Source organism: Paenibacillus sp. P4_A9, assembly GCF_056402415.1.
In genome coordinates this window covers 78,531-98,820 of record NZ_JBFUHL010000016.1, presented here as the reverse complement: position 1 = coordinate 98,820, position 20,290 = coordinate 78,531, and the positions used below count along the sequence as shown (strand labels likewise).

19 protein-coding genes, 2 rRNA genes, 1 pseudogene and 1 riboswitch are annotated in these 20,290 nt (G+C 47.8%); of the genes and pseudogenes, 21 read left to right on the top strand and 1 reads right to left on the bottom strand.

Annotated elements, in window-relative coordinates:
* From AC1DVJ_RS13835 to AC1DVJ_RS13775, 13 genes and pseudogenes are all read left to right on the top strand, one after another.
* Nucleotides 1-224: ribosomal RNA gene (locus AC1DVJ_RS13835) — 23S ribosomal RNA — on the top strand; the annotation flags it as partial.
* 72 nt (nt 225-296) lie between these two features.
* Nucleotides 297-413: ribosomal RNA gene (gene rrf / locus AC1DVJ_RS13830) — 5S ribosomal RNA — on the top strand.
* Nucleotides 414-768: 355 nt separating this feature from the next.
* Nucleotides 769-1,359 (top strand): chromate transporter, encoded by a 591-nt coding sequence (locus AC1DVJ_RS13825; protein WP_477591555.1) that lies wholly within the window; start codon nt 769-771, stop codon nt 1,357-1,359.
* Nucleotides 1,356-1,892, top strand: coding sequence for a chromate transporter (locus tag AC1DVJ_RS13820; RefSeq protein WP_477591553.1), 537 nt, complete (start codon nt 1,356-1,358; stop codon nt 1,890-1,892). The genes AC1DVJ_RS13825 and AC1DVJ_RS13820 overlap by 4 nt, the downstream gene beginning before the upstream one ends.
* On the top strand, nt 1,867-2,223 hold the full coding sequence (locus tag AC1DVJ_RS13815; RefSeq protein ID WP_477591551.1) for a hypothetical protein: 357 nt from the start codon (nt 1,867-1,869) through the stop codon (nt 2,221-2,223). The genes AC1DVJ_RS13820 and AC1DVJ_RS13815 overlap by 26 nt, the downstream gene beginning before the upstream one ends.
* Nucleotides 2,224-2,337: 114 nt before the next feature.
* Nucleotides 2,338-3,807 carry a factor-independent urate hydroxylase gene (pucL, locus tag AC1DVJ_RS13810; RefSeq protein ID WP_477591550.1) on the top strand — a complete coding sequence of 490 codons (1,470 nt, stop codon included), beginning with the start codon at nt 2,338-2,340 and terminating at the stop codon, nt 3,805-3,807.
* Nucleotides 3,804-4,160 (top strand): hydroxyisourate hydrolase, encoded by a 357-nt coding sequence (gene uraH, locus AC1DVJ_RS13805; protein ID WP_477591548.1) that lies wholly within the window; start codon nt 3,804-3,806, stop codon nt 4,158-4,160. Before pucL ends, uraH begins: the two co-directional genes overlap by 4 nt.
* Before the next feature lie 70 nt (nt 4,161-4,230).
* Nucleotides 4,231-5,622, top strand: coding sequence for an allantoinase AllB (gene allB, locus AC1DVJ_RS13800; RefSeq protein ID WP_477591547.1), 1,392 nt, complete (start codon nt 4,231-4,233; stop codon nt 5,620-5,622).
* Nucleotides 5,615-6,907, top strand: a complete 1,293-nt coding sequence (locus tag AC1DVJ_RS13795) for a hydantoinase/carbamoylase family amidase (RefSeq protein ID WP_477591545.1) — start codon at nt 5,615-5,617, stop codon at nt 6,905-6,907. The genes allB and AC1DVJ_RS13795 overlap by 8 nt, the downstream gene beginning before the upstream one ends.
* Nucleotides 6,894-8,138, top strand: a complete 1,245-nt coding sequence (locus AC1DVJ_RS13790; RefSeq protein WP_477591543.1) for a pyridoxal-phosphate-dependent aminotransferase family protein — start codon at nt 6,894-6,896, stop codon at nt 8,136-8,138. Before AC1DVJ_RS13795 ends, AC1DVJ_RS13790 begins: the two co-directional genes overlap by 14 nt.
* A complete protein-coding gene (gene ggt / locus AC1DVJ_RS13785; protein ID WP_477591541.1) occupies nt 8,132-9,727 on the top strand; it encodes a gamma-glutamyltransferase in 1,596 nt (531 codons plus the stop codon). Before AC1DVJ_RS13790 ends, ggt begins: the two co-directional genes overlap by 7 nt.
* 50 nt (nt 9,728-9,777) lie before the next feature.
* Nucleotides 9,778-10,023 (top strand): hypothetical protein, encoded by a 246-nt coding sequence (locus AC1DVJ_RS13780; RefSeq protein ID WP_477591565.1) that lies wholly within the window; start codon nt 9,778-9,780, stop codon nt 10,021-10,023.
* Nucleotides 9,977-10,087 (top strand): annotated as a pseudogene (locus AC1DVJ_RS13775) (aromatic ring-hydroxylating dioxygenase subunit alpha); the annotation flags it as partial. The gene AC1DVJ_RS13780 and the pseudogene AC1DVJ_RS13775, both read left to right, overlap by 47 nt.
* 125 nt (nt 10,088-10,212) lie before the next feature.
* Here the strand turns inward: AC1DVJ_RS13775 and AC1DVJ_RS13770 are convergent.
* Nucleotides 10,213-10,413: a hypothetical protein gene (locus AC1DVJ_RS13770; protein WP_477591540.1), complete on the bottom strand. Its 201-nt coding sequence runs from the start codon at nt 10,411-10,413 to the stop codon at nt 10,213-10,215.
* Between the two features lie 238 nt (nt 10,414-10,651).
* On the opposite strand from AC1DVJ_RS13770, the gene AC1DVJ_RS13765 reads away from it, so the two are divergent.
* From AC1DVJ_RS13765 to AC1DVJ_RS13730, 8 genes are all read left to right on the top strand, one after another.
* Nucleotides 10,652-12,796: an ATP-binding protein gene (locus AC1DVJ_RS13765; protein ID WP_477591538.1), complete on the top strand. Its 2,145-nt coding sequence runs from the start codon at nt 10,652-10,654 to the stop codon at nt 12,794-12,796.
* Complete coding sequence (locus AC1DVJ_RS13760; RefSeq protein WP_477591536.1) at nt 12,793-13,425, top strand: response regulator; 633 nt, start codon at nt 12,793-12,795, stop codon at nt 13,423-13,425. Before AC1DVJ_RS13765 ends, AC1DVJ_RS13760 begins: the two co-directional genes overlap by 4 nt.
* Nucleotides 13,426-13,440: 15 nt before the next feature.
* Nucleotides 13,441-14,394: a polyprenyl synthetase family protein gene (locus tag AC1DVJ_RS13755; RefSeq protein WP_477591534.1), complete on the top strand. Its 954-nt coding sequence runs from the start codon at nt 13,441-13,443 to the stop codon at nt 14,392-14,394.
* Nucleotides 14,395-14,582: 188 nt separating this feature from the next.
* Nucleotides 14,583-15,542 (top strand): Rpn family recombination-promoting nuclease/putative transposase, encoded by a 960-nt coding sequence (locus AC1DVJ_RS13750; RefSeq protein ID WP_477591532.1) that lies wholly within the window; start codon nt 14,583-14,585, stop codon nt 15,540-15,542.
* A gap of 502 nt (nt 15,543-16,044) precedes the next feature.
* A riboswitch (purine riboswitch) is annotated at nt 16,045-16,146 on the top strand.
* A gap of 130 nt (nt 16,147-16,276) precedes the next feature.
* Nucleotides 16,277-16,762, top strand: coding sequence for a 5-(carboxyamino)imidazole ribonucleotide mutase (gene purE, locus AC1DVJ_RS13745; RefSeq protein WP_436245544.1), 486 nt, complete (start codon nt 16,277-16,279; stop codon nt 16,760-16,762).
* On the top strand, nt 16,759-17,931 hold the full coding sequence (gene purK, locus AC1DVJ_RS13740) for a 5-(carboxyamino)imidazole ribonucleotide synthase (RefSeq protein ID WP_477591530.1): 1,173 nt from the start codon (nt 16,759-16,761) through the stop codon (nt 17,929-17,931). Before purE ends, purK begins: the two co-directional genes overlap by 4 nt.
* A 26-nt stretch (nt 17,932-17,957) precedes the next feature.
* Nucleotides 17,958-19,253: an adenylosuccinate lyase gene (gene purB / locus AC1DVJ_RS13735; RefSeq protein WP_171637556.1), complete on the top strand. Its 1,296-nt coding sequence runs from the start codon at nt 17,958-17,960 to the stop codon at nt 19,251-19,253.
* 67 nt (nt 19,254-19,320) lie between these two features.
* Nucleotides 19,321-20,178 carry a phosphoribosylaminoimidazolesuccinocarboxamide synthase gene (locus tag AC1DVJ_RS13730; protein WP_477591563.1) on the top strand — a complete coding sequence of 286 codons (858 nt, stop codon included), beginning with the start codon at nt 19,321-19,323 and terminating at the stop codon, nt 20,176-20,178.
* Nucleotides 20,179-20,290 lie beyond the last annotated feature (112 nt).

The following is a 20,290-nucleotide window of genomic DNA, read 5'->3' as shown; positions in this document are numbered from 1 at the left end:
GGGATGGACGTACCGCTGGTGTACCAGTTGTCTCGCCAGAGGCATCGCTGGGTAGCTATGTACGGAGGGGATAAGCGCTGAAAGCATCTAAGCGCGAAGCCCCCCTCAAGATGAGATTTCCCAGTATGTAAGACCCCTTGTAGACGACGAGGTTGATAGGTTCGAGGTGGAAGTGCGGCAACGTATGCAGCTGACGAATACTAATCGGTCGAGGGCTTAACCAAAATTCCTAAGAATATTACTTTACGTTGAAGTTTCGTATCTAGTTTTCAAGGCGCAAACAAACGCTTTGACTGTTTGGTGATGATGGCGGAGGGGACCCACGCGTTCCCATCTCGAACACGACCGTTAAGCCCTCCAGCGTCGATGGTACTTGAACCGCAGGGTTCTGGGAGAGTAGAACGTTGCCAAACAACTGAAAGAGCCTCACTTGGAGTATTCCAGGTAAGGCTCTTTTTTCGCATTTATCCTACTACTCACCGGACTAAGGGTTAGCCTCTTTAACCATTAACTGCATTAACTACAGTTATTTTCTGTGATTTGTCCCGAAAAATTGATTTTAATGGAAAACCTACATCTAATGTCTGCAGAAGTCTCCATTTGAACCCCATCGGGTAAAGGGCTTCAAGCCAAGTCCCAAGATTTCTAAAAAACTTTGTTATTTTCACAAAAATATATGAAGAATCCTAATAATGGCTTCATTTTATAATACAATAAAGCTTAGTTGACTTCTTAAGTGAAACAACAATGGATTGGGAGTGATACATAGTGGAGAACGCCTATGTTCAGATAGGGACGGCGATGTTTCGGACGGGGATTTTGGGATATGGCGGCGGGCCATCGATCGTGCCATTAATTCGATATGAAGCGGTGACGCGTTTTAAGTGGATGAAGGATGAAGAGTTCATGGAGGTGCTCGCGATCGCAAATACTCTGCCTGGACCGATCGCGACGAAGCTGGCGGGTTATTTGGGGTACCGGCTCAAAGGGAGCCGGGGAGCGCTAATTGGTCTTTTGGCTCATATTTTGCCTACGTGTGTAGCGATGGTGGGGTTGTATTCGTTTATCACGTTTTTTAGTACGTCGCATGTGATCAAGGGGATGATAGCAGCGGTTGTGCCGATTGTCGCGGTCATGTTAGGCGTGATGGCGTATGAGTTCGGCGAAAAGGCAATCAAAGGACTAGGCTGGCCGGCAGGGGTAACTTGTTTCATCATAGCGTTTCTGTTACTACAGCCTTTATCGGTGCATCCTGCTATCGTGATATTCATGTTCCTCCTGTATGGAGCTTTCCATCACAAGCTAAAGGACAAGTGGACGAAGAGCAAGAAAGCGCTTGGTGAAGGTGATGGCGTATGATGGAGTGGTGGCAATTATTTGTTAGTTTTTTTCTTGCCAATGTGTTTGGCTATGGCGGTGGGCCCTCTTCCATTCCGCTGATGTTTCAAGAGATTGTGACGAATCACAGCTGGATGAACAGCAGTGAGTTCTCGAATATGTTAGCGCTGGGGAACGCATTGCCAGGACCGATTGCGACCAAGATCGCCGCTTATGTCGGCTACCAAATCGGCGGCTGGGTCGGTGTCCTTATTGCCGTGGCGGCAACGGTCATTCCGTCCATTATTGCGCTGATCATTTTGCTGAACATATTACAGAAATACAAGCAATCCCCTGTGATTAAAGGCATGACGCTGCTGGTGCAGCCCGTTATTGCGATTATGATGGTGCTGGTCACGTGGAGCAGCTTGGTGGAATCGACGAAAGCGATCGGATATTTGCAGTTTTTTGGGATCGCAGCGGCGGCCTTTTATTTGATTCAAATGCGGAAGATTCACCCTGCTTTTGTGATTCTTGCAGGGTTCGTGTATGGCGGCATTTTCTTATCAACGTAATCTAATCTCACACTTTTTTGGCGCTAAGCACAAAGCTTGCGCCTCTTTTCGTGAGCTGGAGCAATTGATGGTGGGCAAGGAGAGACTGGATAGCCGCGGACCTTTGAAATCGCGCAAGACGGGTAAGCCGATGCTCACGGTTCAGGGTTTCGATGTCTATGCGGACCATGGAGGCAAGGTGCTGGATGGGCTTCATTTTCAGGTTAATGAAGGTGAGATTGTTGGTGTTGCAGGCGTGTATTTTGTGCAACAAGGGGGAGTGAAGAGCGCAATTGAGCCCCACAGATCCCCTCTTTTAGCAAAAATACAAAAAAAGTTAACGATGTTATGAAAGATTACAAACTTCTTTCATATAAATTGACCCATAGGGATGTCGCATTTACAATGGAACAAATCTTGGAAAAGAATGTGTGGAATTTCAGGCTTAAAGCGAGGTGACGAAGCTATGAAGCATTCACGGAAGCAAATCAATGAAATGAATCTAGAAGCGTTTATTCTGGCGTTTGGACCGCTTTTTGAACACTCGCCTTGGGTGGCAGAGCGGGCAGAGGGATCTCGGCCGTTCGCCAAAATTAAAGACATGATTAGTGCCCTTGAGCAAGAGGTGGAACGAGCTAGTCGAGAGGAGCAGCTGGCATTGCTTCGAGCACATCCCGATCTAGGTACACGTGTGCGAATGACCGACCATTCTGTTCAGGAACAGTCGGGCGCCGGTCTGAACCAGCTAACCCCTGAAGAATATGCACAGTTTCTTTCTTTAAATATACAGTACACAGACCGATTCCAATTCCCTTTTATCATGGCGGTGAAGGGACAGACCAAAGACACGATACGTGAGGCGCTACGCCTTCGGATCGAGGGAGAACCGGAAGTGGAGCTGCGTACGGCACTGCAAGAGGTTCGTAAGATTGGGCGTTTTCGCCTGGCAGATATTGTGATGAATGAGACGGAGGAGAAAGCGATGGAACAAGCAAAAGGTGCAGAGAGAATCATGTACTACGGAAAAGGGGATGTTTGGGTCTATCGTTCCTACGCCAAGCCGTTGACGAATATCACGCTGATTCCGGAATCGGGTTTCACAGGGCGAGATAATGTGCTGTTCGGCATGAACATCAAGGTGGCGGTGAGCGGCGAGAAGCTGTTTTCATCGTTTAGCGAGGGAGATAACACGCATGTTGTGGCAACGGACTCCATGAAAAACTTCATCCTACGCAAAGCAGGCGAGTATGAAGGAGCTACGGCAGAAGGGTTTTTGGCTTTTGCGAGCCGGCTCTTCCTAGAGAAGTATCCCTGGATGACGGGGATCAAAATGAGTGCAGATCAGGTGGCATTCGAAACATTGCCGGTACCAGGTTCAAATGGCTTCCAAGCAGGAGATCTCGTGTATCGCTATTCACAAAATGAACACCCAACCGCTTTCGTTGAGCTTGTTCGCATCGAAGATGATATCGTCGTCGCCGACCACTCCGCTGGCATAGCAGATCTCAAACTGATCAAAGTTAAAGGAAGCTCTTTCGCCGGTTTCGTTCGTGATGAATACACGACGCTTCCGGAATCGTCGGATCGGCCGCTCTTTATTTTTCTGGATATTACATGGACGTATGAATCGGGTGAGGATGCCTTCGATGCGGATCTAGGTCACTATGTAGCCGCTGAGCAAATCCGTGACATTGCACATACCGTATTCCATGAGCAGCATTCACCGTCGATTCAAAATCTCATCTATCGCATTGGTCAACGCTCCTTGCTGCGCTTCCCGCAACTGAAAGAAATTCGCTTCGAGTCGAACAACCGGACGTGGGAAACGATTCTTGAGGAAGTTTCTGTTGGGGAGGGCAAGGTATTTACAGAGCCTAGGCCGCCATATGGTTTCCAAGGCTTTTCGATGACAAAGCGTGATCTGGAGGTCCTATGAGCGTAGGGATCACATCGCACGTTCTGGATATTAGCAGCGGACGGCCTGCCGTCGGTGTGAGAATTGACTTGTTTCGGCTGGAAGGTGGCGTGGCAGAACTGCTTCGCACTGACGTTACGAATACAGATGGCAGATTGTCAGGGCCGATGCTGAGTGGGGAAGATTTTAAAGTTGGGATGTATGAGCTCATCTTCCATGTTGGTGATTACTTCAGAGAGAGGGACGTGGAGTTGCCAGAGCCAGCATTTCTAGATCAGGTGCCTATTCGTTTCGGTGTTGCGAGTAACGCTTCCCATTATCACGTTCCATTATTAATTGCGCCATGGGGGTATAACACCTATCGCGGAAGTTAGTTCAAGTAGTTAGTTCGATTAGCTAGCATCAAGATAATAAACAGAGAGCTTCGGGGGAGGGTTTCGTAGGATGAATCGATGGGATCTTATCGTTCGCAAGGGGACTGTAGTCCTGCAAGATGAGTGTCGACAGCTAGACATTGGGATACGGGACGGCAAAATTGCAGCATTAGGCGAAAACCTCGTGTTCTCGGAGCAGACTCCTGTTTACGATGCAGAAGGCTTAACGATTCTTCCTGGTATGATCGATGCGCATGTTCATTTCAATGAACCGGCACTAGGCCATTGGGAAGGGTTCGTTACCGGCTCTGCCTCTCTAGCAGCTGGCGGATGCACAACGTATATCGATATGCCGCTAAATGGGGTCCCGCCTACAGTTCGGCTCAGTGCGTTAGCGATGAAGCTCGGAGCAGCCGAAGGAAACTCCTACGTAGATTATGCGCTGTGGGGCGGACTTGTCCCCGGTAATATCGGGGAGCTAGAGGCGCTTGCGGGGGCTGGTGTCATTGGCTTCAAAGCCTTCATGTCCTGCCCGGGTGGAGAGGGGGATGACATATTCACGGAAGTGGATGATGAGACGCTCTTCAAAGGCATGAAAGAAATTGCTCGCTTAGGTTTGGTGCTGGCGCTTCATGCGGAGAGCGAGGAGATCGTCTCCAAGCTGGCTGCGGAGGCTATGCAAGCAGGTAAACACAGAGCATTGGATTTCATAGCAACACGGCCGATTGCTGCCGAAGTGGAAGCTGTGAACCGCGCACTGGGCTATGCGAAACAGACAGGCTGTAAGGTGCACTTCGTACATATCTCTTCCGCAGAAGCGGTGCAGGTCATTACCGAGGCGAAGGCACATGGACTCGACGTTACCGTGGAAACGTGCCCGCATTATTTGGCGCTAACGGATGTGGAGGTTGAACGGCTCGGGCCTGTTGCCAAATGCGCGCCGCCGATACGCACGGCGGAAGATCAAGCTCGTTTGTGGGAAGAGCTGAAGGCAGGGCGGTTCGATATCATCGCCTCAGATCACTCCCCTTCACCCAAACACATGAAGCAGGGTGATTTTTTCGCAGCATGGGGCGGCATCTCGGGGGCGCAAAGCTCGCTGGAGCTAATGCTGCACGCAGGTCATCTCCGCAGAGAGATTCCTCTAACGGAGCTTGCACGGATGCTAGCACTAGAGCCAGCTAAGCGCTTCGGGTTATATCCCCGCAAAGGGGAAATAGCAATAGGCGCTGACGCGGATCTAGCTTTGGTAGATTTGGCAGCGAGCTACACGCTGCAAGAGAGTGACTTACTATATCGCCATAAGCAAAGTCCCTATGTGGGCAAAATGTTCGACTGCAGTGTGAAGGCTACCTTTCTGCGTGGAGTTAAGGTGTATGAAAAAGGCGTAGGTGTTGGTACGGATGTAGTTGGAGCTTGGTTGCGTCACAGTGCAGCGATCGGAGGCGGGCTAGATGGCTAAAATGCAATGGCACCCACAGGAAGAAATGCTAGCTCAATATGGAGAGCGTATGCTGCTAGCATTGGAGTGGCTGGCGACCTTCGGTGCCGATCCAGAAGGCGGGGTGACTCGGCTATTATATGCGGAGCCCTGGCTCAAAGCGCAACTAGCACTGATCGACAACATGCAGAGCATGGGACTAAAGGCAGATTTTGATGAAATCGGCAATGTGTACGGCAAATTACAAGGGTCGGACTCTTCGTTAAAGCCGATTCTCACAGGTTCACATATTGATACTGTCAAAAACGGAGGGAAATACGATGGGGCCTATGGTGTCATCGCCTCCATGATGGCGCTAGGCTATTTAAAGGCTGTCTACGGGACGCCGAAACGGACATTGGAGATGGTCTCCTTTTGCGAGGAAGAGGGTAGCCGTTTCCCTTTAGCTTATTGGGGCTCTGGTCATGTGACAGGGGAAATATCGTTAGCTGAAGGCGCAGGACTTGCCGATCCGGACGGGGTAACATTGCTTGAGGCGATGGATCAGGCGGGCTTTGAAACTTCACAGAGCCAACTCTACCCAGCGAAACGTGATGATATAGGCGCATATATTGAAATTCATATCGAGCAAGGCGCAGTCCTTGAGTTTAAAGAGAAGCGAATCGGAGTCGTGACGGCTATTGTCGGGCAAATTCGAATGACGGTCGTTGTGACGGGTACACCCAATCATGCAGGAACAACACCGATGACGATGCGCAAAGATGCATTGGCCGCCACAGCCGAAATGGTCGCGTTAACCGAGCAGATGGCACTTGCGGAGGGTGAACCTTTGGTAGCTACCGTAGGACGCTTAGAAGTGAAGCGTGGAACATCGAACGTGGTACCCGGCGAAGTTGAATTTACGTTAGATATTAGACATACTGACGAGCGGAAGATAGAGGCTTTTCGTGCGGAATTGCTGGCGAAGTTCATGGAAATCGCGGTACGAAGAGATCTTCATATAGATACGGTTGAACATTTAAATGCCTTACCAGTGGCCATGGATAGCGGGATATCGGCAGAAATTGAGGCTGCCTGTGACTACTATGGCTACGAGCATATCCGGATGCCAAGCGGAGCTGGACATGACGCTCAGCTATTCGGGTTGATTTGTCCGGCTGCCATGATTTTCGTGCCGAGTCGGGCTGGCATCAGCCATAGTCCCAAAGAGTTCACGAAGCCGGAGGATCTCATTGTCGGCTTCCAGACACTCGTTCATGTGTTATATCAATACGGCTACGGGGGAAAAGCAGATGAAAACCTATAAAGATTTATCACCCTCACTTCGAACGATTATGACCCCAGGACCCGTCGAGGTTGACCCTAGGGTGCTGCGCGCGATGTCCTATCCCATTCTGGGGCAGTTCGATCCAGAGTTCACTGAACTGATGAATGAAACGATGGAGATGCTTCGCGAGGTTTTTCAAACGAGTAATCAATGGGCGTTTCCCATCGACGGGACTTCTCGTTCTGGTATAGAAGCTGTACTGGTAAGCATCATCGAGCCCGGAGATAAAGTACTCGTTCCGATTTACGGACGATTTGGAAATTTACTGGTAGAGATTGCGGAGCGTTGCGGGGCAGAAGTGATCATCATCGAGAAGGAATGGGGCTCTGTGTTTGAACCTGAGGAGATTATTGCAGCTATTGAACGTGAAAAGCCTGCAATTGTAGCTATGGTTCACGGAGAAACGTCAACAGGTTGTATCCAGCCTTTTGATGGTATAGGAGCTGTTTGTCGCCTAGTGGATGCACTTCTGGTGGTGGATGCCGTAGCTACGATTGGTGGAGTTCCTGTGAAAACAGACGAATGGCTGCTGGATGCCGTGATTGGCGGCACGCAAAAGTGTTTATCTGTTCCATCGGGCATGTCACCGATTACGTACAACCATCGTGTCGAAGCAAAGGTGCTGCGCCGCAAAACAATCGAGCGTGGTCTGCGTGAGAAGGGTTCACCTGTATCCACGGTTAAAGCCGTGGCAAGTAATTATTTCGATCTTGGACAGCTGCAGGACTATTGGAGTCCGAAGCGACTGAATCATCATACAGAGGCGACGACAATGATATATGCCCTGCGTGAAGGCTTGCGCATCGTGCTGCAAGAGGGATTGGAAGAGCGATTCGAGCGGCATAAACGTCACGAGGAAGCTTTGGTTGCTGGGCTGCAAGCGATGGGATTGACGCTGTATGGTGATCCCCTGTGTAAGCTGCCGGTAGTAACTTGTATACGCATTCCTAGCTCAGTCGATGGGGAAGCTGTACGCACAATGCTGTTGAACAGCTTCGGTATTGAAATCGCTTCCTCCTTCGGTCCATTGAAAGGACAAATTTGGCGCATCGGTACGATGGGTTTTAGCTGTAATCAGAAGAATGTGCTTCATGTCCTTGGGGCGCTGGAAGCAACACTGCATTGGTATGGTGTGGATATCTCTGTAGGAAAGGCGCTGCAAGCTGGGCTAGCGGTATACGCACATAAACGGGAGGAATCATCATGCTAAACATCATGCCACGAGCAGAGCGAGCCATGGTTGCTACGCCGCATTATTTGGCTAGTTCCGTGGGGAGCGCGATCTTACAGCAGGGCGGTAACGCCTTCGATGCAGCAATTGCCATTAGTGCGACCCTCGGTGTCGTTTACCCGCATATGACGGGGCTCGGCGGAGATGCTTTTTTCCTCATGCATGATGCCGCCACAGGCGCTTATACCGGGTTTAATGGAAGCGGGAAGTCAGCTGCGAAGGCGACGCCTGATTTTTATACAGCGCAAGGGATGGATAAGATTCCGCAACGCGGCATTTTAAGCGTGATCACGGTTCCGGGTGTGGTGGATGCTTGGTGGCAGGTGTGGGAGAAACATGGCAAGCTCCCGTGGGCGAAGCTATTGGATGCAGCCATCGGCTATGCGGATAAGGGGTTTCCGATCTCACGCAATCTGCTGTTTTGGATGCGAAAGGATGAGGCGTACATTCAAGCTTCCGCGCAGCTAAGCGCTTTGTATATGCGGGACGGCGAGCTTAAGAAGGAAGGCGATCGGCTTATTCAGCCCGACATGGCAAGAACGCTGCGACTGATTCAGCAAGAAGGGCGAGATGTTTTCTACACGGGCTCGTTGATGCAGACGATTATTAATAGCGTTAAGCAAGATGGCGGATTGCTGGAGGAGGACGATTTCCGCAGTTTCGCAGGCGAGTGGGTAGAACTGCTTTCAACGACATATCGTGGCTATGAAATTTATCAAATGCCGCCAAACTCACAAGGGTTCACAGCGCTCATGATGATGAATATGTTAGAACATATTGATATGGCAGCTGTGCCTAGAGCATCGGCTAATTTCTATCATCTGATGTCGGAAGTGATCAAAAAGGCGTTCAAAGATCGCGACCGATATTTAACGGACCCGCATTTCAGAGACATACCGCTCGAAAGGCTGTTATCAAAATCGTATGCGCAGGAGCTTTGGCATGAGATTCAGGCGAATCCCCTTCAGGTCAGTGAGCATCTCTCGCCGGCGATTGGCCAGGATACCGCCTATGCAGCCGTTGTGGATGAAGAGGGGAATTCGGTATCTTTTATCCAAAGTCTATATTTCGATTTCGGGGCAGCTTACGTACCTGGTGATACAGGCATTATTATGCAAAATCGCGGCTCGTTCTTCTCGCTTGATCCTGCATGCGCTAACGTACTGGAGCCACGCAAAAGATCGTTCCATACCTTGATGCCCGCGATGGTAAGTAAGGCAGGGAAGCCTTATATGCTGTTCGGCACACAAGGAGGAGAGGGTCAACCCCAGACACAGCTTTCGATACTCACGGGGGTACTGGATTATGGTTTATCGATTCAAGAAGCCATTTCACTTCCGCGTTGGGTATATGGCCGTACTTGGGGGGAAGATGGTGACGCGCTGAAGCTCGAACATCGACTCGAACCTGAGGTATATACACGACTCAAGCAATGGGGACATCGCGTGGAGCCCGTGAAGTCATGGGATGGCATTATGGGGCAGGCGCAGGGTATTGTCATTGATGAGCAAGGCTTTATGAGCGGTGCGGCGGATCCGCGTGGCGATGGGTCGGCGATTGGCTGGTAGCGGGTAGGAGGTTACGAATCGGGGTAAGGCAGTTGTAAAAAGAAGGAGCGATGAGCGATGGAGGCCGTAATGCGAAGAAGTGGATTATAAGACCGGACGGGAAAGAGAAAGTGACAGGTGAACTGCGTTATCTCACCGCATACCAAGATTCACCGGCAAGTATTCAAGCGGCTGCTGAGCGTAAAGTATGGGGCATCGGGAATGATTCCGATATGGGCAGATTCGCACCGGATACGTACATATCGAAAGGAGCTGCTGCCACTAGATTTGCAAACGGAGCTGCATTTGAAGTGTGATCGCTTGAGTATCGCGTATCGTAGACGGCTTCGGGAGCTAGGTGTCACATTCGGGACGGCATAGCGAGAAAAGTCGAATAGGGGAAGAGTAGTGCAAATGACATGCATACGAAATAAAAAAAGGATTGTATAATTAGCTGAAGCTAATATGCAATCCTTTTTTATATTTGGTAAAATAAGACTACTAGATTACCACCAGTAGATAGATTGAGCGTCTGCATCTTTTTGTCTCAAGTCCCCAGGTGTTGTAAAAGTTTTGATTAGCGCAGCTGTTTCTTTTGTTGACAGCGGCTGAGTTACCATGAAGGAGTCAGATTGCTTACGCAATTCTGCACGCTTGGCTGCATGTACGGAGGATTGTAATTCTGGATTTAATTGAATAATAGTCATGGATTCAGCTCCTCTTTTAGGGTATTGGCTTACAAAAAATAGTATAGCAAAATATTGGAATATAGGGGAGAGCTATTTGAAAATAGTGAAGAAATTTTTTGTCGTTTCGTGCGTTATGCTCATCGTAGCTTTGCAGATTTGGTGTACATATATTACCTTTCACTTTCCATATAACGGTATTTATTTGGAATCGACTCGTGAGGGGGAGTGGGTAGTCAGTAGGTTTGAGGAAAACAGCATGAGTATTGGCATTCAGCGTGGTGATAAAGTTATAGCCATCGATGGAAAGCCGACTGAGGAATCATCTACCGTTAAAAGTTGGAATGTTGTAGGGAAGGCGAATACGGTTGTGATTTGGCGAGCTGGCGTGGTGGAAACCATAGATTTGAGAGCTAGTGAATCATCGGTCTTCGATATCATTTCTCTCATAGAAGAAGCTGTGTGTCTATTCATGTGCGTACTCTTGCTAGTGAAGGAAAGTCGATCGCCTTCTGCAAGATTACTAGCTTTCTCTTTCCTCAGTGCCGCCATGATCTTCATGAGCTTGGGTGCTTCTACACGAGGCGACTCGATAGGGAAGGTAATCATTACCAGCTCGATGATGGTGCTGCCGATTGTTTTTCTACATTTTCTTGTGGTGTTCTTCAAAGAAAAAGGGGATATGGCGTTACCCAAACGACACTTTAAATACTTGTACACGATTGCTTTATTGGCTTTTATTTCCAGAATCTTGTATGCCTTTCCGTCGATGGCCTTCGTGTATCGCTTTGATGGCACGTTCACGATCGGATTCTTCATCATCGTTATTTCATTAAATTTAGTCCTCTTATCAACTCTTTTCATTAAAATAAGGAAGTTGCAATCACCGCTTACCAGTATTGTCAAAAGCGTGTTCTACTCTTTGCTCATTTCCTTTCTGCCGATTATTTGTCTATCCTTTCTTCCGCAGTTAATTATCGGGGCGTGGATCTTGGATCCGATTTATACGAGCGGGTTGCTGCTCATTTTTCCGATTTCGTTTTCCTACTTGATCGCTTCAGATCAGTTATACGATATTGGGCTCGTTGTACGCCGTATTGTTTTTTCTTGCCTGTTGGCGATTGTGCCAGTGACTTTGTTTACGGGTGCTTTTCTTGTTGTTTTTCATGGGGAGACCAATCCCAAGCAACTCTTATTTATTTTCGCGGGTTCGCTCTTCTTGGTCTCTACCATGCTGTATGCAGCCGAATATTGGACGACGAGATTAGAGCCCTATTTGTTCCCGAGAAAGTATATATTGAAGTCTGCTTTGAAAAAGATTTCCAAAAATCTGGGTACGATATCCAGCTTTCGTGATTTGAAGGATATCATCCTTGTGGATATTGTAGGGACGCTGCAAGTGACAGGTGGGGCCATTGTTTTTCGGCATAAAAACGATATTGAAATCATCTGCGAAGGTGAAGTTGATACGGCTGAAATTCAGCGTTTGGTTAATTCATCTGCGATGCTGGAACATCCAAACTATACATTTATGGAAATGAACTGCCATGAGGAGTACACGAGCTATCTCATCGTGACACGAAAGAAGACGAATATACGGATCGCGAAGGAGGAGTTGCAGTGGTTGCAGCTGATTACCTCCTATTTGGAAGTAGGGATGGAAAATGTGTATCTGATTCGTAAGCTAACAGGCAGGCTTCAACAAATGGTTTCCCATCTCCCGCAAGAAGAACATCTTTGGTTACGGAAGGTGATGTTCGAGCTTCAGGAGGAGGAACGGATTCGAATTGCAACCGATCTTCATGATACAACGATGCAGGACTTATTTTTCCTCAAACGAAGATTAACGACCCTGGCAGAGAAACCGTCCATGCGGCAAGAGGATCGTGAACAGCTGAACAGCATGAACAACTTTGTAGAAATGATCAATGCCAGCTTGCGCCAAAGCTGTTTTGAGTTGAATCCTCACCTGCTGAAAGAGGTAGGCTTGAAGCAAACCCTGAAGTTGTACGTGGAGAAGGAATCGTATTCGATGCCATTCGAGGTTTCCTTTCGAGCAGAGCAGATTTCCGCGATTGAAGGCAAGGATTTATCGACCAAACGGCATATCTTTCGGATCGTGCAAGAATTACTTAACAACGCTAACAAGCATTCACAGGCTTCTCATGTCAGCTTTCATATGTGGGAAGAAGGCCAATTCTTATACCTAAGCTATCGGGACGATGGCGTAGGCTTTCATGTGAAGGAAGAGGTTGCTGTTGAAATCGCCGCATCGGGTATGGGGCTTGCCTATATGAGAAGCCGTGTGCTGCATGTGGGCGGGAGCTTTGAACTGGAGACCGCAGTGGGTGAAGGGACCCAAATCTTAATCACAATACCAACTGAGGAAGTGATGTCAGCATGAGTGAAATCGTCAAAACATTAGTGGTCGATGACCATCCCTTATTTGCGCGGGCGACGAAGACGTTGCTGGATGAAATAGATCGTATCGAGGTTATTGGCGTTGTTAGTAATGCGAAGGAATGCTTGGAGCACGTGAAGCTGCATCAGCCAGGGCTCGTATTTCTAGATTATCAGCTTCCCGATCAGACAGGAACAGAGGTTGCCGCACAGCTCAAGCAGCTATATCCGCACATCCATATTGTTATATTCACAGGTATCGAGCTGGCAGGCATTTATAATAAATTGATTGAAATGAAAGTAAGCGGCGTACTCTCGAAGGAGTCGAGTGAGCGGACGATTAAGAATATGGTCTATTGCATTTTAGATGGATATACGATGATTCCGCTGTCCTTTTTCAACCAGATGCAATTAAATGAGACGGATGCAGGAGAAGAGTGTGAGCTGCAAGAGGAAGAAGTACTTATGATGAATATGCTTGTTAAAGGGGCCACGCACGAACAAATTGCTGAGCGGATCTTCATGAGCAAACGAACGGTAGATAATTATTTGCGGAAGATTTATGACAAGTGGGGTGCCAAATCAAGGACAGAGGCTTTGGAGAAGTTTATCAAAAGTAAATACTACACCTGAAAGTAGGCGCTTCGCATGCAGGACATTCAGCAGCATATGGCACAGATGATGGATGATTATATGTTCGATGAGGATTTGAAAGAGCTGCTGAGGTCATGTATGTCGGATAAGGAGACGTCTTTACTATCATGGGCGAAAATTACTTTGTGCGTACACGCCATGTTTGGCGGTAATTCACCCGATATAGGGCGTCGTGCCGCAATCACAGAGTTGGTTATTCTCATTTTGGATATCGTCGACGATTTGCAGGATCAAGATAGTGAGAGTAAACCGTGGATGAAGGTAGAGCTAGCGAGTGCATTGAATGCTGTGCTTGCGCTGATTGTCGGGGTGATCGGAGAGCTTGGAAAGCTGAATGCAAGCGGAAGTATGCTCGCCCAAATCAGTAAAATTATCGCGAGATCGATCAATGGTCAGCATAAAGATGTGACGAATGCCGCTGCGACTGTTGATTCGTATCTGTGGATGACGCAAGAGAAATCCGGCTCGTTGTTCCGGTTGGCGTGCTACATGGGATACGCGGGGACGGATTGTTCGGAGGAAACCACTGAACAACTTCACCAAATAGCTGATTGCGTAGGACTGCTTCATCAGATTCAAAATGATATGCGTGATCTCGTTCGCTACGATGAGAAAAGTGATTTGATGGCAAGGAAGCGGACATTGCCGATTTTGTATTTGCTTTCTGTGGAAGACGAAGCCTTTTCACCTGTCAAAGCGTACTATGAGGGACAGATTACCGCTGCGTTGCTGTTGGAGAATCAAGAGAAAGTAAAAGAATTGATTCAGGACTCGGGCTGCTTGGAATATGCACGAATCGTACAAACAGTGTGTGTGCAGAAGGTTGAAGAGATTTACGGTGAGCTGCAGGCGCAGTCGCCGTGGAAGGAAGAGTTTAGAACGCTCACGGTTGGCGATTTCATAAAGCTGGGTGTGGGAGTAGAAGCGGGCAGCTTGGTGATAGAATAAGTAAGTATTAGCTATTACATGAATGAACCTTTTGGCGAAGAAGAGCAAGTAGTAGTCATGTTTACTAAAATACATTAGCAGGGTATAATTGCATTAGCGGAAGCACCGCCAAACGTAGGTTTTCTACGGATTGGTTGGTGCTTTTTTTATTTTCAAAATTATGGAGAAGTGTGGGGTGCAGGCTGTTAATGGCTATTGATCATGATCGATTATTCAAGGAATTGATTCAGACGTATCTCGAGGAGTTTATGTTGCTGTTTTTTCCGCAGTTGCATGAGGCGATAGATTTCGGGTTAATTTCTTTCTTATCGGAGGAGGTGTATACCGATGTTGTAGTGGGGGAGAAGCGAAAGGTCGATCTCCTCATCGAAACGAGGTTGAAGGGGGAAACGGCACTAATTATTGTACATATCGAATCGCAAGCGCAGTGGCAGAGCTTCTTTCCAGAGCGAATGTTTGTTTATTTTAGCCGATTATATGAGAAGCACCGATGTCGCATTATACCGATTGCTATTTTTAGCTACGATGAGGTAAAGGATGAACCGGATTCATTCCGTTTGCAATTTCCATTTAAGGATGTGCTGAATTTTCAGTATTACACGGTTGAACTGCGTAAGAAAGATTGGCGTCAATATATGAAGCAGGACAATCCAATCGCTGCTGCGCTGTTAAGTAAAATGGGGTATACTAAAGAAGAAAGAGTACAAGTAAAGCGAGAGTTTTTGCGGATGCTCGTTCGATTAGAGCTTGATCCGGCGCGGATGCATTTGATTACAGGATTTTTCGATACGTATTTGGTGTTGGATGACATAGAGAAGCAAGAGCTGCAGATAGAAATTCATAGGTTGGAGCCGATGGAGGAGGAGAAGATTATGGAGTTGAAAACACAATGGGAAAAGGATGCGGAATTGAAGGGCAAGATTGAAGGAAAGATCGAAGGCGAAATTGAAGGTGAACGTAAAATTCTTGGTAAGTTCATCAAATCCCAGTTCGGTGAAGCAAGTCGTGGAATGATCGAACAGTTAGCCTGTTTGACCGATCTTGATGTACTGGATCGTTTGACGGATCGGTTGTTCCAAGTCACTCTGTTAGAAGAAGCGCTAAAATTAGTAGACGAGGCTTATAAGGAACAGCAAACGATAAACTGAATTATTTGATAGATGAACCTCCTCCCTAATAAAGGGGTCCAGACCGTAAAGGCAGCTGCAATTGCGCAATGTGTTGATTTGGATATCTATTCAGAATGTAATTCGTAAGAGACTGGCTTTGGGCCTGTCTCTTTTCTTTACCACATTAGAAAGTATAAGTTTTCGGTTTCCGAAAACATCTTTCTAATTGGCGATAAAAACAACCTTTAAAACGCGGTCGCTCATCCTCGAAGGACTTCGAGAGAAGTTTTTCTCATGGCTTCATTTTGTCGAAAAATATAAGGTTCGATCACGTAAGCGCTTTCCGAGTCCGAAAACATGGGATGAACTCATATCGCCATGTTGAGAAACGTATCTTTGTTCTGAAACAGGTAAAAGATAGAAAAATACACCTAAAAAGCGAACTATTTAAAAGAACAAAGTAATAATCGTTCGTTTTTTCAAATTGACATGGCACGTTAGTTGGTAGTAAACTAGGTAAGCGGGAAATGATGCCGCACTAATTGAAAATGTCGAATCAACTCGTATAAAATCAGGAATAAGGCCTGGAAGTATCTACCCAAGAACCATGAATTTTTGGACTACGAGGAAGCGAATGAGGGGAACCATAGGAAATGATGGTCTTTTTGCATTCGGTTCTTTTGCTGTCCAGCGTATAGAATCGTGAATTCTAACTCTGGGCATTTTTATTTATATGAAGATTTTAAAAGTCGGCTTTCAGAAAGAGGTTTGTGATGACGGTACGTGTTGGTGTTATTATGGGAAGCCAGTCGGATTGGGAAACGATGAAGCATGCTTGTGATATGTTGGACGAACTGGGCGTAGCCTATGAGAAAAAGGTCGTTTCCGCGCATAGAACGCCGGATCTGATGTTCGACTATGCAGCATCGGCCATCGAACGAGGCCTACAAGTCATTATTGCCGGAGCAGGCGGTGCGGCGCATTTACCAGGAATGGTAGCAGCCAAAACAGAGCTTCCGGTTATTGGTGTTCCAGTCAAAACGTCTACGTTGAACGGTATGGACTCTTTGCTCTCTATTGTACAAATGCCAGGTGGCATTCCTGTTGCAACAGTGGCAATCGGTCATGCAGGTGCAACGAATGCAGGCTTGCTTGCAGCGCAAATTCTAGGCGCTTTCGATCCTGAGATCCAAGCGAGAGTGAAGGCTCGTCGTGCGCGCATTACGCAAACGGTCTTAGAAAGCAGTGACAATCTATGAGTGAAGCATCCAGCGGTAAAGTGATCCAGCCAGGCGGTACCATCGGTATTCTTGGCGGTGGGCAACTAGGGCGTATGCTCACGCTAGCAGGACGCAACATGGGGTACCGCTTCGTAACGCTTGATCCGACCGAAGACGCGCCATGCGGCCAAGTCGCGGATCAAATTCAAGCGAACTTCGATGATGTGGAGGCAGCCAGAAGGCTTGCCGCACGTTCGGACGTAATCACGTACGAATTCGAAAACGTCGATGCACACGTCACCAACATCTTGATGGAAGAGTCCTATGTTCCACAAGGCAGTCACCTTTTATACACGACACAGCACCGTCTTCGTGAGAAGAGAGCGATTCAAGCGGCGGGCGTACCTGTTGCGCCATACGCGGAAATCACGAGCGAGGCGGACCTAAGAGAAGCCGCTGAACGCTTCGGTACGCCGTGCGTACTCAAAACCGCTACTGGCGGTTATGACGGCAAAGGGCAATGGGTGCTACATTCGCTTGACGAAGTGGCAGAAGCCTATGAAACCCTCAGCCGCGCCAAAACCGAGCTGGTGCTCGAACAATTCATTCATTTTGACAAGGAATTATCCGTTATTGCAGCTAGAAGTCCACGCGGCGAGGTCAAAGCATTTCCTGCTGCTGAAAATATACATGTACATAATATTCTGCACGAATCCATCGTGCCGGCACGCATTCCTGTGCCCGTGCAGAAGGCAGCCGAAGAGCTAGCGATTCGTATTGCTGAGTCTCTCGGTGTGATCGGGCTCATTGCGGTTGAGCTATTCCTGACCAAGGATGGCCAACTGTACGTCAATGAGCTTGCGCCACGCCCGCATAATTCTGGGCATTACACGATGGAAGCTTGCCGGACATCACAGTTCGAGCAGCACGTACGCGCGATTTGCAACTTGCCACTTGGCTCAACGGAATTGCTAACGCCGGTTGTGATGGTCAATTTGTTAGGTGAGCATATCGCTCCTTTGCATGATCGTCTGGCTGAGCCAGGCTTTCTGGAGAATGAAGCTTTAGGCGTCTCTGCTAAGGTTCATCTGTACGGCAAGAAGGAAGCGAAAGAAAAACGTAAAATGGGCCACATCAATCTTTTAACAAGTGATGTTGAGAAAGCTCTGACTTGGATAGAACAGACAGGCATTTGGGAAAGTAAGTAAATGAAACTTATTGGAGGCACGGAATTATGATTGAACGTTATACACGCCCTGAGATGGCACGCATTTGGACGGAAGAAAATAAGTTTAACGCATGGCTTGAAGTTGAAATTCTTTCCTGCGAGGCTTGGTCCGAGCTTGGTGTAATCCCTAAGGAAGATGTAAAGGTATTGCGCGAGAAAGCAAGCTTCAACATCGATCGCATTTATGAAATCGAGCAAGAGACGCGTCACGACGTGATCGCCTTCACAAGAGCGGTATCCGAAACACTCGGACCTGAGCGTAAATGGGTTCACTACGGCCTAACGTCTACAGACGTTGTCGATACAGCACTGGGTTACTTGCTTCGCCAAGCGAACGAGATTTTGGACAAAGACATCCAGAACTTCATCGAAATCCTACGTAATAAAGCGATTGAACATAGAGATACAGCAATGATGGGCAGAACGCATGGTGTTCACGCAGAGCCAACGACGTTTGGTTTGAAGATGGCACTATGGTACGAGGAAATGAAGCGTAACCTGGAGCGTTTCCGTTTTGCCGCTGATGGCGTACAATTCGGTAAAATCTCAGGAGCAGTTGGCACGTACGCGAACATCGATCCTTTCGTTGAAGAATATGTATGTGGCAAGCTTGGTACGAAAGCAGCGCCAATTTCCACACAAACCTTGCAACGTGACCGTCACGCAGAATACATGGCTACACTTGCATTGGTAGCGACATCCCTAGACAAATTTGCAACGGAAATTCGCGCACTTCAGAAGAGTGAGTTCCGCGAAGTTGAAGAGCCATTTGCAAAAGGTCAAAAAGGCTCCTCCGCAATGCCGCACAAACGTAACCCAATCGGTTGCGAGAGCATTTCCGGTCTGTCCCGCGTTATTCGTGGACACATGGTGTCCGCTTACGAGAACGTAACGCTTTGGCATGAGCGCGACATTTCGCACTCCTCCGTTGAGCGTATTATTTTACCAGACGCAACACAGTTGCTGAACTACATGTTGAACCGTCTTGGTAACATCATCAAGAACCTGACGGTGTTCCCTGAGAACATGAAACGCAACATGCGCAGCACGTATGATGTTCCTTTCTCCGGCCGCGTCATGACGAAGCTGATCGACAAAGGCTTTGCGCGTGAGCAAGCGTACGATACGGTACAACCGAGAGCGATGCAAGCATGGGAAGAGCAACGCTCATTCCGTGAAATTGTAGAGAACGCATCCGTGATTACAGAAGTGTTAAGCCCTGAAGAAATCGCAGATTGCTTCGATCCAAGCTGGCATTTGAAGCATGTAAGCACGATATTTGACCGTTTAGGTTTGAAATAGAAGATCTATTTAAGCAGGAAGGGGTGTGTGGTTCGTGGCAAATGCAATCTTGGATACAGCAGAAGAAATGATTAATGCGCCTCTGGTTCACAAAGGGAAAGTGCGTGAGCTGTATGATCTGGGCGATAGCTTTTTGATCGTGGTAACGGATCGGATTTCGGCTTTTGATTATATTCTTAAGCCTGGCGTTCCGGATAAAGGGTATGTCTTGAATGCATTGAGCAAGTACTGGTTCGGGATTACCAGCGGTTATATGAATAATCACATCATCCACACGGACGTAGAGAAGCTTCAAGCCATTATTCCAAGTGCGGAAGATCGCGAACTGTTGAAGGAACGTATTATTGTGGCGAAAAAGGCAGAGCGCATCTCCATCGAGTGCGTGGTTCGCGGCTATATCACAGGGAATGGCTGGAGACAGTACGAGAAAACTGGCGAAATTAACGGCCTTAAATTGCCTGAAGGCTTGCGCAAAAACGAGCGTTTGAGTGATCCGATTTTCACACCTGCAGCGAAAAATGATGTTGGTCACGATGAGGACATCTCCATTGCCCAAATGATCGAGCTTGTCGGCGAAGAGTTGACTTACGCACTGCAAGAGCGCAGCATCATGTTGTACACGCTGGCGCATAGCATCTGTGAGCAAAAAGGCATCATTTTAGCAGATACGAAGTTTGAATTCGGTTTCTATGCGGGTGAACTTATTATCATTGATGAAATTTTTACACCGGATTCTTCCCGTTACTGGTCACAAGATAAATATGCTTTGGATATCGAGATCGATTCCATGGACAAAGAGCCTGTTCGCACGTACTTAGCGGGATCAGGTTGGGATAAAAACAGTGAACCGGATGAGCTTCCAGCAGCAGTTGTGGAAGAGACTTCGAACCGATATAAAGGGATTTTGCACCGTTTGGTTGACTAAAAATGTGGGTTCAAAAAGTCGAGTTTTCAGCACCGAGAAGATTGCGAGAACCTGAAGAAGGAGGAGCGGAGTGTAGGCAAAACCTACATGAGCACCGGACTTCGAAGGTGAA

Excerpts from the sequence above, each read along its gene's own strand:
- pucL (WP_477591550.1), top strand. The coding sequence starts at position 2,338 with ATGAAGCATTCACGGAAGCAAATCAATGAAATGAATCTAGAAGCGTTT.
- AC1DVJ_RS13755 (WP_477591534.1), top strand. The coding sequence starts at position 13,441 with ATGCAGGACATTCAGCAGCATATGGCACAGATGATGGATGATTATATG.
- AC1DVJ_RS13780 (WP_477591565.1), top strand. The coding sequence starts at position 9,778 with ATGAGCGATGGAGGCCGTAATGCGAAGAAGTGGATTATAAGACCGGAC.
- uraH (WP_477591548.1), top strand. The coding sequence starts at position 3,804 with ATGAGCGTAGGGATCACATCGCACGTTCTGGATATTAGCAGCGGACGG.
- allB (WP_477591547.1), top strand. The coding sequence starts at position 4,231 with ATGAATCGATGGGATCTTATCGTTCGCAAGGGGACTGTAGTCCTGCAA.
- AC1DVJ_RS13790 (WP_477591543.1), top strand. The coding sequence starts at position 6,894 with ATGAAAACCTATAAAGATTTATCACCCTCACTTCGAACGATTATGACC.
- AC1DVJ_RS13770 (WP_477591540.1), bottom strand. The coding sequence starts at position 10,413 with ATGACTATTATTCAATTAAATCCAGAATTACAATCCTCCGTACATGCA.
- purE (WP_436245544.1), top strand. The coding sequence starts at position 16,277 with ATGACGGTACGTGTTGGTGTTATTATGGGAAGCCAGTCGGATTGGGAA.
- AC1DVJ_RS13820 (WP_477591553.1), top strand. The coding sequence starts at position 1,356 with ATGATGGAGTGGTGGCAATTATTTGTTAGTTTTTTTCTTGCCAATGTG.
- AC1DVJ_RS13760 (WP_477591536.1), top strand. The coding sequence starts at position 12,793 with ATGAGTGAAATCGTCAAAACATTAGTGGTCGATGACCATCCCTTATTT.
- purB (WP_171637556.1), top strand. The coding sequence starts at position 17,958 with ATGATTGAACGTTATACACGCCCTGAGATGGCACGCATTTGGACGGAA.
- AC1DVJ_RS13730 (WP_477591563.1), top strand. The coding sequence starts at position 19,321 with ATGATTAATGCGCCTCTGGTTCACAAAGGGAAAGTGCGTGAGCTGTAT.
- AC1DVJ_RS13815 (WP_477591551.1), top strand. The coding sequence starts at position 1,867 with ATGGCGGCATTTTCTTATCAACGTAATCTAATCTCACACTTTTTTGGC.
- purK (WP_477591530.1), top strand. The coding sequence starts at position 16,759 with ATGAGTGAAGCATCCAGCGGTAAAGTGATCCAGCCAGGCGGTACCATC.
- ggt (WP_477591541.1), top strand. The coding sequence starts at position 8,132 with ATGCTAAACATCATGCCACGAGCAGAGCGAGCCATGGTTGCTACGCCG.
- AC1DVJ_RS13765 (WP_477591538.1), top strand. The coding sequence starts at position 10,652 with ATGAGTATTGGCATTCAGCGTGGTGATAAAGTTATAGCCATCGATGGA.
- AC1DVJ_RS13795 (WP_477591545.1), top strand. The coding sequence starts at position 5,615 with ATGGCTAAAATGCAATGGCACCCACAGGAAGAAATGCTAGCTCAATAT.
- AC1DVJ_RS13750 (WP_477591532.1), top strand. The coding sequence starts at position 14,583 with ATGGCTATTGATCATGATCGATTATTCAAGGAATTGATTCAGACGTAT.